Genomic DNA, 13,353 nt, shown 5'->3' with positions numbered 1-13,353 from the left:
TGCATTTGCAAAATGTCTTTATTTTTAATATAATTTCAAATACTGGTCTATTTCCCAATCGGTAACATGAACTTTAAAACACTCGATTTCTTTTTCTTTAATACTTATGAAAGTCTTATATATATGTTCACCAATAATTTCTCTTACAAAATTATCTCTTTTTAATTCATTTAATGACTCCTTCAAAGAACCTGGCAATTTGCCGATTCCCAGGTCTATCTTTCTGTTATTATCCATTGAGTATATATCTTCAATAACAGGATCTGGAGGAGTTATTTTTTCTTCTATTCCTTTTAATCCACATCCAAATATTACAGCAAGTAAAAGATATGGGTTAGAAGTTGGATCTGGACTTCTTAATTCTGCTCTTGTTCCTTTACCTCTTGCTGCGGGAACTCTTATTAAAGCACTTCTATTCGAAACAGACCATGCTACATTAACAGGTGCTTCATATCCTGGTATTAATCTCTTATAAGAATTTATAGTAGGATTTGCAATTGCGGTAATAGCTGGTATATGTTTTATTACACCTCCAACAAAATACCTCAATTCCTGTGAAAGTTGATAATCTCCATCTTTATTGAAGAAAATATTTTTATCTTCTTTAAATAAACTTGTATTTGCATGCATTCCAGAACCATTCACCATAGGAAATGGTTTAGGCATAAATGTAGCGTGTAACCCTCTTATAAGAGCCATCGTTTTAACAACAAGTTTAAAAGTTTGTATGTTATCTGCTGTACTTATAAGATCATCATATTGAAAATCAATCTCATGTTGTGATGGTGCTACTTCATGATGAGAAGCTTCTACTTTTAATCCCATAACTTGTAAAGCATTCACTATTGATTTTCTTGTTTCTTCACCAAGATCTACTGGTAAAAGATCAAAATATCCTCCTTCATCCAAAAATTCAAGTTTAATTTGCTTGTTTTTTTCGTCTTTTGGTAAAAGAAAAAATTCGGGTTCAGGCCCACAATATCCTGTATAACCTTTTTCTTCAAGTTTTTTGACAACTTTTTTCAATATATATCTTGAATCCCCTTCAAAAGGTTTACCAGTAGTAGTATAAACATCACATATAAGTCTTCCAACTTTTCCCCTTTCAACTGTCCAAGGTAAAATAGTAAAAGTATTTAAATCAGGTTTTAATATCATATCAGATTCATCTATCCTTGCTAATCCCTCTATAGAAGAACCATCAAACATAGTTCCATCTTTTATAACTTGTTCAAGTCTTGAAGAAGGAACTTCAACGTTTTTTAGCATTCCATTAATATCTGTAACCTGAAGTCTTATAAATTTTATACCTTGACTTTTAACATATTCTAAAAGTTGTTCTTTCTCCATGCTTCACCATCCTTTATATAGATATTTTCCCCGGTGCCTTGGCAAACATTCTTGCTTTTTCAACATGTTTTAGTCCTAAAATATACCTTGTAAATCTCTCTATGCCAAGACCACATCCAGCAGATTCTTTTAGAAGTCCTTTTTTTGCGATTTTTAAATATTCTTCAAAACTTTTTTCTGAATTACCTTTTAATCTCATTCTACTTAATATTTGTTTATATTCATGTTCTCTCTCTCCTCCAGAGATTGCTTCACCAAATCCTTTTGGATATATTAAATCAAAATCTAAAAGATATTCTGGATCTTTTTTGTTTTGTTTATCATAAAATTCTCTATCTAATAAAGGTAAATCTATAAGCCAAAAAGGAGCTCCTTCTTTTTCTGAAAGAATTTTTTCATAATCTTTACCATATTTTTTTAAAGCTTCTTTTACTTTTATTTTTTTAAAATTCTTTTTTGGTACTTCTAAAGTTTCATTATACTTCTTGATAAGATTTGAATAGTTACATTTTATATAATCTATTGTTTCAATTATCAAATCCTCCATTATATCCATAATATCTTCTCTCTTAGCTTCTCTAACTTCCATATCAAGTTGTACAAATTCATAAAGATGCCTTCCACTTTCATATTTATCTTCAATTTCAAGTCTTATATTTGGAGACATACAGAATATCTTTTTATGTACAAGTGTACTAACTTGCTTATGAAGAATCATAGATTTCGTTATAGAATATTTTTGATCATAATATTCTATACTCGCATCAAAAATTTCATGATTTAATGGATCTGTTATTGGGGATATTATTACAGGAAGAATTTCTGTAAATCCTTTAGAATACATTACATCTCTTGTTTTCCTCAATATTACAGATTGAATAGTTAATAAATCAGAATAAAATTCATCACTGATATAAGTATCAACCAAATCAATAGTATCTACAACTCTCTCTTCTAATCTTTTCATAATTTTCCCTCCTAATTTAATAAAAAAAAACCGACGCTAATAAGCGTCGGTTAATTTTTATACGCAAAAAATCAGCGTAAAATCCCGACGCTGTTCATATTATTATTATTATTATTATTTAATTGTTGAATTAAAAAGTTATTTATTGAAATTGAAAGTTTTTTCATATTAATCACCTTTAATTAAGAATAATTGACTTTTTTGAATTAAAACCATTATATCAAAATAAAATTTATATGTCAAATATTATTTTTGCATAAAGTTTTCAAAAAAAGTATTTACAAAACTAAAAAAGAATGGTATAATATCTCTTGTTATGGCCCCATAGGATAACGGCCAGTCCATCGGATTCTCAGTCCGAGAGTCGGGGTTCGATTCCCCGTGGGGCTGCCATAAAACATACAAATAAGTGTTTGTTTGGAGCGAGTATATTATTACCCGCTCCATTTTTTTATTTATTCTTCTTCAATTATACTTATTTCTTTTAAAATTAAAATTTTTTTCTCATCTTGCTCTTTTTCATAAGCAATCACATGTATTCTCTGTTCTGAAACTAAATCTTTTATATTATTCCCAAAATCATTCAAAACTACAGCTATTTTTTCTGTAGGGTTATTTTCTTCATTAGTCGATACTATATATTCTAAAACTAATTCATAATAACCCAATTCATTTGGTTTTTCAGAAATACTCAAGATTTTCCCTTCAAATTCAAACTCTCCATTCTCATTTTTTGTTGCTTGCAATTCTGAGTTCATTTGATAATCAAACTCAAAATCTTTTGGTGATTCTTCTAATGGATCATTTTTAGTACTAAAAGTACCTGCAAAAATCAACATTCCTAAAGACATAAGGCATAAAAAAGTTGTAACTGTTTTTTTCATAGTAAACACCTCCATAAAATAATAAAATATAAGTTAAAAACATAATTATATTTTATTTACGAAGGCTTAAATTATTCTAAAATAAAGCTTAGATTTTAATAAAATTTAATTTAAAATAACCTTAAAATCAAAAAGGATACCAAAAATTTTTTAATAATGTATTTTTCAAGTATATTCCAACTATTATCATGCCAAAAGATATCATTAAAAATAAAAAGTCTATGATCGAAAAAGTTTTTTGATGATACCAAGTTCTTTTTTTATATCTTCCAAACCCCCTTAAATCCATAGCATTCGAAACAATTTCAACTCTGTTTAATGAAGATATTAAAAGAGGTATTAAAATAGTGACATAATTTTTTAATCTTTTGAATATCCCCGCATCTTTTTTATTAAAACAAACACCTCTTGCTTCTTGAGCATTTATTATATTTTTCATTTCATCTGTTACATCCGGTATATATCTTAAAGCTATATTAACTGCATAAGCTACTTTATATGGTATTCCTATTTTATTTAAGCTACTTGCAAATTCGCTTGGATGAGTTGTAAAAAGAAAAAGTAATGTAATTGGTAATATAGACAAATATTTTAAAGATAAAGTTAAAGAAAAAAATAGAGTTTCATAAGTTATATTTAAATTTCCAATTTCAAAAAAAGTACTATAAGTACCAGCAAGTTCAGACCCGTACTCTGGAGTTATAAGTAAGAGAAATATAGAATTAAATATAGTAAAAATAACAACAAACCAAATTAAAGTTTTTATCTTTTTAAAAGGTATTTGTGCCATTTTTAATAATATAAACCCTATAATTATCATACTCAAAAAGACTCTTAAGTCCATAAATAAAAATATAAAAACAGTCCAACATATTAAGAGCAAAAGTTTTACAGCACCATTTAAATTATGTATAAAAGAAGTTTTTTCTATATATAAAGATCCGGTTCTATTCATTTAAATCACCACTTAAATCTCTTGATATAAAAGAATTTATAAAGTTTTTCGAATTTTTTATACCACATATTTTTGCAAGTTTAGTTAAAGATGTTTCTTTTAAATTTGATTTTTCAATTATTTCTTCATTTGATAATATATTATATACCGTATCTTCTTTTAAAATTTCACCTTCACATAAAACAAGAGATCTATCAGAATATTCAAGGGCGAGGTGCATATCATGTGTTATTATTATTATGCTTTTTTCTGACATTTTCAATTCATTAATAAAACTCATAAAATCACGATAATTTTTATAATCTTGACCAGCGGTTGGTTCATCTAATATAATAATTTCAGGATTCATAACTAATATAGAAGCTATCGTTAATCTTTTCTTCTGTCCATAACTTAAAGCAGATACAGGCCAATTTCTATATTCATGTAAACCACATACTTTTAAAATATCATATACCTTTTCTTTTATATTTTTTTCATTTTCTTTAAAATTTCTAAGACCGAATGCTATTTCATCGAATATTTGAGTTTGAGTTATCATATGATTTGGATTTTGCATAACATATCCTATTTTCATTGCTCTTTCTCTAATAGTCCATTTATTTATATTTTCTTCTTTATAATATATATCTCCTTTTTGATGTTTTAATATTCCTGTTAAAACTTTCATCATTGTAGATTTTCCAGATCCATTATTGCCCAAAACAGATAGTATTTCACCTTTTTTTAATTCAAAATTTATATTTTTTATTGTATAAGGAGAATCATCAAAATATTTAAAATATACATTTTTAAATTTTATTAAAGTTTCTGATTCATTTATATTATCAATATTTTTTTCATTATATTTAATATTATTTAAAATTTCTTTATACTTAATAGTATTTTTGATATCACTTATTTGATCTTCTTTTTTTATATTTATTCCTAATTTTTTTATAGCTTCAACATACAATGGTTCTCTTAAACCATTAGATATAATAAAATCTCCAGATAATAGATTATCTGGTGTATCATTTGCAACTATCTCACCATTATTCATAACAATCATTCTATCAATATTATATTCCAAAACATCTTCTATTCTATGTTCTATTATAATTATAGTTTTTGAAGTTTTTTCATGTATTTCATTTATTATTTCCATGGCTCTTTTGCCACTGGCTGGATCTAAATTTGCAAGAGGTTCATCAAATAATAAAATCTCTGAATCAGATGCAAGTATTCCTGCCATTGATACTCTTTGTTTTTGACCTCCGCTTAAATTATGAGGAGTTTCATTTATAAAATTTATCATATCTACAGATAAAAGAGCTTTTTTAACAGATTCAAGCATTTCATTTTGTTCAACTTTATTGTTTTCATAAGTAAAAGCTACATCTTCTCCAACACTTAAACCAACAAATTGTGCATCTTGATCTTGTAATATGGTTCCAACATATTCACTTATTTTGAATATACTTTCTTTATGAGGAATTATATCTTTTATCTTTAAATTACCTTTGATATTTCCTTTATAAGAAAAAGGAATTAAGCCATTTATACAATGTGCTAAAGTGGATTTGCCGGATCCGCTAGGTCCGGCAATTAAAACTTTTTCACCTTTTTCTATAATTAAATTTATATTTTTTAAAGTATTTTCTTTAACTCCCAGATACTGGAAATAAAAATTTTCAAATTTTATAATTTCCAATTAAAAAACCTCCGATTATTCTTTTTCCAAACTTCCTTTTGAATTTCTTTTTGCCAAAGCAATTATAGCAGGAATTCCAACCACTGCGATAACAACAAAGTTAGAAATATTTGCTAAAATTATTTGAAGCCATACTTTATCAGCTGGTTCACCATACAAGAAAACATCTCCCAAATAAGAAACTACACTTCCAGCTAATATTCCAAAAATTGAATATAAATACATTTTAATTATATGTGATTTATTAATTTGGCCTGTTTTAACACTAAAAGATTTATTTAAGAATATAAATCCTGCAAATAATCCTATCATTGCTGACATAAAAACCCAACTCCACCAAACCGAACCATACATAAGTGCATCATTTAAAGCATGACCTATAAATCCTACAAGAAAACCAACTATTGGTCCATATATTGCACCAAATATAACTAATAATGCTATAGCAATTCTAAAAGATGTATTAGGTCCTATTGGTATTGATAAAAAAGACACAGCTGCAAATAAAGCCGCTCCTATCCCAATAGCAACAACATCTTTTGTACTTATAGAAGCTTTTTTTCCTTTACTTTTTGCAAAAATATAAACTCCCAAACAAATCAAAACAACTATTATCAAAGATATTAATCCCTGCATAGTAGCTAATGATTTAAAAAATCCCATAAAAATCCCTCCTAATGTTTTTTACATCCACCAAGATGTTTTAATATTTTGCCTAAAAAGTTAATATTATATCTCTCAAAAAAAATAAAGTACACCAGTCAATACTGATAGATTTATCAGTATTCTGGTGTATTTTGCTCATCAGTTTATTTTTTATATAATATCTTTTTAACAAAAGATATTATACATCATTTGAAATATTAATTCAAGATATAATAATATATAATATATTCGATATAATCTTAAATATTAAAAAATAATATAAAAAAATATAGATATAAAATGTGAAAAACTTCCAAATAATACAAAAATATGCCATACTGCATGATGATATTTAAATTTTCTCCAAATATAGAATATAGTTCCGATAGTATACAATATTCCTCCAATTACTAACCAAATAAAACCCCAAAATGGTAAGTTTAAAAAGATTTGTTTTATTCCTATAATTATGATCCAGCCCATTAATATATAAATGAATGTACTAAGCATTACATGTTTTTTTAAAAAAAAGATTTTAAAAAGTATTCCTAATACTGCCATACCCCATACTATCCCAAATATTGTCCAACCTAAAGGTCCTCTTAATGTAACTAATGTATAAGGTGTATAAGTTCCTGCAATTAATAAATATATTGATATATGATCAAAAATTTCAAAAATATGTTTTGCTTTTCTATTAGTGAGAGCATGATATAAAGTAGAAGAAGTATACATAATTAGTAATGTAGACCCAAAAATAGTTGTACTAACAATTTTCCAAGGATCTCCTTTAATGGATGAAAAAACAATCATTAAAACTAAAGCTGCCAATGAAAATAAAATTCCAATTCCATGAATTATTGAATTTGCTATTTCTTCGCCTTTGGTAAATTTTTCATAATTATCAAAATCAAACATATTTGCCTCCCAATTATAAATTTATTTCTTATTTATTATATCAAAATAATTTATAATATTTTTAATATAAAAATGACAAGTTTGGACAGATTTTTAATTTAAAACTAATATATAATGGAGATGATCTTGTGAAAAAGAGTACTCAAATAGATTGGAATAAAAAAAGATGGGGTGTATGTATGAGTATTCCTAAAAAAATTAAAGAAGATTTTGGATTGAAATATTATGAAACTCCTGGTGGAATGTATGCTATTTTAACCCATCAAGGTTCTTATGAAGAAATTGGAAATATCTGGGATAAATGGAGAAAAGAATGGCTTCCAAATAGTGGATGGAAGTTTGATTCAAATAGACCTTCTTTTGAATGGTATCAAAATAGTTTTACACAAGTTCAACCTGAACTATTAATAACTTATCTATGTGATCCTGTTATTAAAGTAGAGTTATAAAAAATATTTTATCATAAATTAGAAGTTAATATATATCTGTTTATAGAGACGCCATAAGCGTCTCTTTTTTAATTAAATAATAATATTTTTTTCATTTTATTAAATATTAGCAATTTATATCATCAAAAAATTTAATATATTTTAATATCAATATAAATTTAAAACATAAAACTTAAACTTGACTTTATATGTCAGAAATAGAATTATTATATCATATGATTGTACTATATATTGTACAATTTTTTCTCAAATCATATAGTGGGAGGGTAAAGTATGTTTGAAGAATGGAAAGGTTTTAAAGGCGATTTATGGAAAAAAGAAATTAATGTGAGAGATTTTATTCAGAATAATTATACTGAATATACCGGGGATGAAAAATTTCTTGCAGAAGCAACAGAAAATTCAAAGAAACTTTGGAATAAATTATCTGAAATGTTTAAAGTTGAGAATGAAAAAGGTATATATGATGCAGAAACATCAGAACCATCACAAATAGACAATTATGATCCAGGTTATATTGAAAAAGAAATCGAAAAAATAGTTGGTGTTCAAACAGATAAACCATTAAAAAGAGCAATTTTCCCAAATGGTGGACTTAGAATGGTAAAACAATCACTTGAAGCATATGGTTATACTCTCGATGAAACCACTGAAAAAATATATACTAAGTACAGAAAATCACATAATGATGGTGTATTTTCTGCTTATACAGATGAAATAAGAGCTTGTAGAAGATCTGGTATTGTTACAGGATTACCAGATGCATATGGTAGAGGTAGAATTATTGGTGACTATAGAAGAGTTGCTTTATATGGTGTAGACAAATTAATAGAAGAAAAGAAATTTTTACTTTCAGAGAAATATAATAAATATGATATGGATGAAGAATTAATATTAAAAAGAGAAGAATTTTCAGAACAAATAAAAGCTTTGAATGCTTTAAAAAATATGGCTTTATCTTATGGTTTTGATATTTCAAAACCAGCTAATAATTCAAAAGAAGCTATTCAATGGACTTATTTTGGATATCTTGCAGCTGTTAAAGAACAAAATGGAGCCGCAATGTCTTTAGGTAGAGTTTCTACTTTTTTAGATATTTATATAAAGAGAGATCTTGATGATGGAATAATAGATGAAAAAACAGCTCAAGAATATATAGATCATTTTGTAATGAAATTGAGAATTGTTAGATTTTTAAGGACCCCTTCTTATAATGAATTATTCTCAGGTGATCCAACTTGGGTTACAGAATCAATTGGTGGAATGGGTGTAGATGGTAGAAGTCTTGTAACAAAAACTTCTTTTAGATTTTTAAATACTTTATATAATTTAGGTTCTGCACCAGAGCCTAATATGACAATTTTATGGTCTGAACGTCTTCCAGAAAATTGGAAAAAGTATTGTACAAAAGTTTCAATAGATACTTCAGCTTTACAATATGAAAATGATGATTTAATGAGACCCGAATTTGGAGATGATTATGGTATAGCTTGTTGTGTTTCTCCAATGAAAATAGGTAAACAAATGCAATTTTTTGGTGCAAGAGTAAATCTTCCAAAAGCTTTATTATATGCAATAAATGGAGGAAAAGATGAAAAAACAGGTGTGCAAGTTGCTCCAAAGTATGAACCTATAAATTCCGAATACTTAAATTATGAAGAAGTAAAAGAAAAACTTCAAAATATGTTGAAATGGTTAGCTGGAGTTTATGTTAAAGCATTAAATATAATTCATTTTATGCATGATAAATATTCCTATGAAGCAGTACAAATGGCTTTACATGATGCTGAAGTTATAAGAACAGAAGCATTCGGTATTGCAGGATTATCTATAATAGCTGATTCTCTTGCTGCAATTAAAAATGCTAAGGTAAAAGTAATAAGAAATGATGTTGGTCTTGCTATCGATTATAAAATAGAAGGTGAATATGTAGCTTTTGGAAATAATGAAGATGAAACTGATAATATTGCAGTTGAAACTGTAGAATATTTTATGAATGAACTTAGAAAACATAAGATGTATAGAAACGCAGTACCTACTCAATCAATTTTAACAATAACTTCAAATGTAGTTTATGGTAAAAAAACTGGAAGTACTCCTGATGGAAGAAAAGCTGGTGAACCTTTTGCACCAGGCGCAAATCCTATGCATGGTAGAGATAAAAGAGGAGCTATTGCTTCATTATCTTCTGTTGCAAAACTTCCGTTTGAACATGCAAATGATGGAATTTCATATACTTTTGCAATTACTCCATCAACTTTGGGAAAAACAGATGAAGAAAGACAAAAAAACTTAATTTCATTATTAGATGGATATTTCACACCTAATGGTGGTCAGCATTTAAATGTAAATGTTTTTAATAGAAATCTTTTAATAGATGCTATGGAACATCCAGAAAATTATCCTCAATTAACTATTAGAGTTTCAGGTTATGCCGTTAATTTTGTAAAACTTACTAAAGAACAACAACTAGATGTTATAAACAGAACAATAGCAGAAAGAATTTAAAATAATAACTGTCGTAATATAAAAAATAATTACGGCAGTTTTTTGTTAGAAGGTGATTTACTTTGAATAGACTAATTGGAGAATTACATTCTTTTGAATCTTGTGGAACTGTAGACGGACCTGGGTTAAGATTTGTAATTTTCATGCAAGGTTGTCCTTTGAGATGTAAATTTTGTCATAATCCAGATACTTGGAATATAAAAGAAGCTAAATATCATAGATCACCAGAATTTGTGGTAAATCATGTTTTAAAGTACAAAAGCTTTATAAAAAATGGAGGAGTTACAATAACAGGCGGAGAACCTTTTATGCAAATAGATTTTTTAAAAGAAATTTTAAAAAGATTTAAACAAGAAGGATTGCATACTGCTGTAGATACTTCAGGATATATATTCAATGATAAGGTTAAAGATGTTTTAAAATATGTAGATTTAGTACTTCTTGATATTAAAGCTATAGATGAAAAAATATATAAAAATATAACAGGAGTTGAATTAAAACCTACTTTAGAATTTGCAAAATATTTATCAGAAATAAATAAACCTACTTGGATAAGACATGTTTTAGTTCCAACTTTGAATGATAAAGAATCATTATTAAATGATCTTGCTGATTTCATAAAAGAACTTAAAAATGTTGAAAAAGTAGAAATACTTCCTTTTCATAAAATGGGAGAATATAAATGGCAAAATTTAGGATTAAAATACGAATTGTCAGATGTTTTACCACCAGATAATAATAAATTAAGAAAAGTCAAAGATATTTTTATTAGTAAAGGTATTATTGTTTGACTATATAAATTAATTATGATATAATAATTTAATAAAAAATATATAAGGTGATCTATATGATTAATAATATTAAAAATTTTAATATCGTTTTATCCTCCAACTTACAGCATCGTTTTGATAGCTGTGAGTTTGTTAATTTATTTTAACAAATTTCAAATATCTAAAATGATGCTATTTTTATAGCATCATTTTTTTTTATAAAAGGAGATGGTAACAGTGTTAGACATAAAATTTATACGAGAGAACCCGAAAGAGGTAAAAGAAATTTGTAATAAAAGAAATATAAATCTCAATATTGATGAATTGATATCTTTAGATAATGAATTCAGAAATATAAAAAAAAGAATTGATGATTTGAGACAATTAAAAAATAGTTTAAATGGTCCCAAAAATTCACAAAAAATAAAAGTTTTAAAAGAGGATTTAAAAAAATTAGAATTAAAATTTAAATCTATAACAAATAAAAGGAATTATTATTTAGATAGAATCCCTAATATTCTTTCAGATGATGTCCCCATTGGTTTAGATGAAAAAGATAATATAGAAATTTATAAATATAATGAAAAAAAAATTTTTAATTTTATACCTTTAATACATGATGAATTATGTGTAAAAAAAGATATTCTTGATATTAAACAAGGTTCAAAAGTTTCTGGTAATGGTTTTTATTATTGGAAAAATAAAGGAGCAATCGTTTTAAGGGCATTAATTAATTATGCCATAGATTTTTTATTAGAAAAAAATTTTGAATTGATGTTTACTCCAATATTAACAAGAAAAAAAAGTCTTTATGGTACAGGATTTATACCTTTCATTTCTGATGAAAATTATAAAATAGAAGATGAAGATTTAAATTTGATTGGAACTTCTGAACAAACGCTCATTTCTTATAATATGGATAAATTATTAAAAGAAAAAGATTTACCTATTTTATATACAGCTTATACTCCATGTTTTAGAACTGAATCAGGTTCTTATGGAAAAGAAAGTAGAGGTATATTTAGAGTACATCAATTTAATAAAGTAGAACAAATTTGTTTTTGTAAACCAGAAGATTCAGAAAAATATTTTGATTTCTTAATCAAAAATTCAATTGATTTTATGAAAAGTCTTGATTTACATTTTAGAGTTGTAAATGTTTGTAGTGGAGATTTAGGAGCTCCTGCTTTTAAAAAATATGATATAGAATCTTGGTTTCCAGGTTTTAAAGCATATAGAGAAACTCACTCTGGTTCTAATATATTAGATTTTCAAAGTAGAAGACTTAATATCAAATACTTAAAAAATGATTTATTTATTTATCCACATACATTAAATTGTACTCTTGTAACTGATAGAACTTTATTAGCTATAATTGAACAAAATCAAACTGAAGATGGTAGAATATTAGTACCAGAACCTTTAAAGAAATATTTAAATTTTAATTATTTTTAATGGAGGGATTTTATGACTTTAGAAATATCTGTTGATCTTTTAGAATCGGCAATAATTGCTAATAATGCTGGAGTTGATAGAATAGAATTATGTTCGGATTTAAGTCTTGGTGGAACTACTCCATCATATGGTCTGATGAAAAAAGCCAGAAAATTGATAGATATAGAACTATATCCAATAATAAGACCTCGTGCTGGAGATTTTCTTTATAATAAATTTGAATTTGATACTATTAAAGAAGATGTTATCTTAGCAAAAGATCTTGAAATGGATGGTGTAGTGATTGGATTTTTAGATAAATTTGGTAATATAGATAAGCTTAAAACTAAACAAATTTTAGAATTGGCTTATCCATTAAAAGTAACTTTTCATAGAGCAATAGATAGATCTAAAGATATTTTAAAATCTATAGATGATTTAATAGATGTTGGAGTAGATAGAGTTCTTACTTCCGCTGGGAAAGATAAAGCTTATGATGATTTAAAAATGATGGAACAAATAGTTAAAAGAGCTAATAATAAAATTAAAATTATGGCTGGAAGTGGTATTTCAGAAGAAAATATACTTTCTATATTAAACACTGGTGTTGATGATATTCATATGTCAGCAAAAAAAATATTTGAATCAAATATGATATTTAAAAAAGAAGCTTTAATTGGATACATGGATGATGATAAAATTTTTAAAACTGATTTAAACAAAATTAAAAATATAAAAAATATTATAAAATCCGCATAGTTTAATACTATGCGGATTTTT

At 26.2% G+C, this 13,353-nt stretch carries 12 protein-coding genes and 1 tRNA gene; 6 read left to right on the top strand and 7 right to left on the bottom strand.

Annotation, left to right across the window (positions count from 1 at the left end; all coding sequences use genetic code 11):
* Positions 1 to 24 precede the first annotated feature (24 nt).
* Together glnA and C7380_RS03440 are read right to left on the bottom strand one after the other, a co-directional pair.
* Complete coding sequence (gene glnA / locus C7380_RS03445; RefSeq protein ID WP_109604091.1) at positions 25 to 1,350, bottom strand: type I glutamate--ammonia ligase; 1,326 nt, start codon at positions 1,348 to 1,350, stop codon at positions 25 to 27.
* A gap of 13 nt (positions 1,351 to 1,363) precedes the next feature.
* Complete coding sequence (locus C7380_RS03440) at positions 1,364 to 2,317, bottom strand: asparagine synthetase A (RefSeq protein WP_109604090.1); 954 nt, start codon at positions 2,315 to 2,317, stop codon at positions 1,364 to 1,366.
* A 318-nt stretch (positions 2,318 to 2,635) separates the two neighbouring features.
* On the opposite strand from C7380_RS03440, the gene C7380_RS03435 reads away from it, so the two are divergent.
* A tRNA-Glu gene (locus C7380_RS03435) sits at positions 2,636 to 2,710 on the top strand.
* 62 nt (positions 2,711 to 2,772) lie between these two features.
* On the opposite strand, the gene C7380_RS03430 is transcribed toward C7380_RS03435, so the two are convergent.
* The 5 genes from C7380_RS03430 to trhA form a co-directional block, all read right to left on the bottom strand.
* Entirely contained in the window at positions 2,773 to 3,201 is a 429-nt protein-coding gene (locus C7380_RS03430; protein ID WP_109604089.1) for a hypothetical protein, read from the bottom strand.
* A 127-nt stretch (positions 3,202 to 3,328) separates the two neighbouring features.
* On the bottom strand, positions 3,329 to 4,156 hold the full coding sequence (locus tag C7380_RS03425; RefSeq protein ID WP_109604088.1) for an energy-coupling factor transporter transmembrane component T family protein: 828 nt from the start codon (positions 4,154 to 4,156) through the stop codon (positions 3,329 to 3,331).
* Complete coding sequence (locus C7380_RS03420; protein ID WP_109604125.1) at positions 4,149 to 5,843, bottom strand: ABC transporter ATP-binding protein; 1,695 nt, start codon at positions 5,841 to 5,843, stop codon at positions 4,149 to 4,151. The genes C7380_RS03425 and C7380_RS03420 overlap by 8 nt, the downstream gene beginning before the upstream one ends.
* Before the next feature lie 21 nt (positions 5,844 to 5,864).
* Complete coding sequence (locus C7380_RS03415; protein ID WP_109604087.1) at positions 5,865 to 6,512, bottom strand: ECF-type riboflavin transporter substrate-binding protein; 648 nt, start codon at positions 6,510 to 6,512, stop codon at positions 5,865 to 5,867.
* Positions 6,513 to 6,761: 249 nt separating this feature from the next.
* The gene (gene trhA, locus C7380_RS03410; protein WP_109604086.1) at positions 6,762 to 7,412 is read right to left on the bottom strand and encodes a PAQR family membrane homeostasis protein TrhA; all 651 of its coding nucleotides are present in this window, start codon (positions 7,410 to 7,412) and stop codon (positions 6,762 to 6,764) included.
* Positions 7,413 to 7,540: 128 nt separating this feature from the next.
* Here trhA and C7380_RS03405 point away from each other — a divergent pair, with 128 nt between their 5' ends.
* The 5 genes from C7380_RS03405 to C7380_RS03385 all read left to right on the top strand — a co-directional run bounded on the left by C7380_RS03405 (position 7,541) and on the right by C7380_RS03385 (position 13,332).
* Positions 7,541 to 7,861 carry an AraC family transcriptional regulator gene (locus C7380_RS03405; RefSeq protein ID WP_109604085.1) on the top strand — a complete coding sequence of 107 codons (321 nt, stop codon included), beginning with the start codon at positions 7,541 to 7,543 and terminating at the stop codon, positions 7,859 to 7,861.
* Positions 7,862 to 8,134: 273 nt separating this feature from the next.
* Complete coding sequence (gene pflB, locus C7380_RS03400; protein ID WP_109604084.1) at positions 8,135 to 10,369, top strand: formate C-acetyltransferase; 2,235 nt, start codon at positions 8,135 to 8,137, stop codon at positions 10,367 to 10,369.
* 62 nt (positions 10,370 to 10,431) lie between these two features.
* Positions 10,432 to 11,160 (top strand): pyruvate formate-lyase-activating protein, encoded by a 729-nt coding sequence (pflA, locus tag C7380_RS03395; RefSeq protein WP_109604083.1) that lies wholly within the window; start codon positions 10,432 to 10,434, stop codon positions 11,158 to 11,160.
* Between the two features lie 216 nt (positions 11,161 to 11,376).
* Positions 11,377 to 12,594 (top strand): serine--tRNA ligase, encoded by a 1,218-nt coding sequence (serS, locus tag C7380_RS03390; protein ID WP_158274764.1) that lies wholly within the window; start codon positions 11,377 to 11,379, stop codon positions 12,592 to 12,594.
* Positions 12,595 to 12,606: 12 nt separating this feature from the next.
* Positions 12,607 to 13,332 carry a copper homeostasis protein CutC gene (locus C7380_RS03385; protein WP_109604081.1) on the top strand — a complete coding sequence of 242 codons (726 nt, stop codon included), beginning with the start codon at positions 12,607 to 12,609 and terminating at the stop codon, positions 13,330 to 13,332.
* Positions 13,333 to 13,353 lie beyond the last annotated feature (21 nt).

The sequence above is a fragment of the Oceanotoga teriensis genome, from assembly GCF_003148465.1.
GTDB classification, from domain to species: domain Bacteria; phylum Thermotogota; class Thermotogae; order Petrotogales; family Petrotogaceae; genus Oceanotoga; species Oceanotoga teriensis.
This window is presented reverse-complemented; position numbering and strand designations above follow the sequence as displayed.

Excerpts from the sequence above, each read along its gene's own strand:
- glnA (WP_109604091.1), bottom strand. The coding sequence starts at position 1,350 with ATGGAGAAAGAACAACTTTTAGAATATGTTAAAAGTCAAGGTATAAAA.
- C7380_RS03440 (WP_109604090.1), bottom strand. The coding sequence starts at position 2,317 with ATGAAAAGATTAGAAGAGAGAGTTGTAGATACTATTGATTTGGTTGAT.
- C7380_RS03430 (WP_109604089.1), bottom strand. The coding sequence starts at position 3,201 with ATGAAAAAAACAGTTACAACTTTTTTATGCCTTATGTCTTTAGGAATG.
- C7380_RS03425 (WP_109604088.1), bottom strand. The coding sequence starts at position 4,156 with ATGAATAGAACCGGATCTTTATATATAGAAAAAACTTCTTTTATACAT.
- C7380_RS03415 (WP_109604087.1), bottom strand. The coding sequence starts at position 6,512 with ATGGGATTTTTTAAATCATTAGCTACTATGCAGGGATTAATATCTTTG.
- trhA (WP_109604086.1), bottom strand. The coding sequence starts at position 7,412 with ATGTTTGATTTTGATAATTATGAAAAATTTACCAAAGGCGAAGAAATA.
- pflB (WP_109604084.1), top strand. The coding sequence starts at position 8,135 with ATGTTTGAAGAATGGAAAGGTTTTAAAGGCGATTTATGGAAAAAAGAA.
- C7380_RS03385 (WP_109604081.1), top strand. The coding sequence starts at position 12,607 with ATGACTTTAGAAATATCTGTTGATCTTTTAGAATCGGCAATAATTGCT.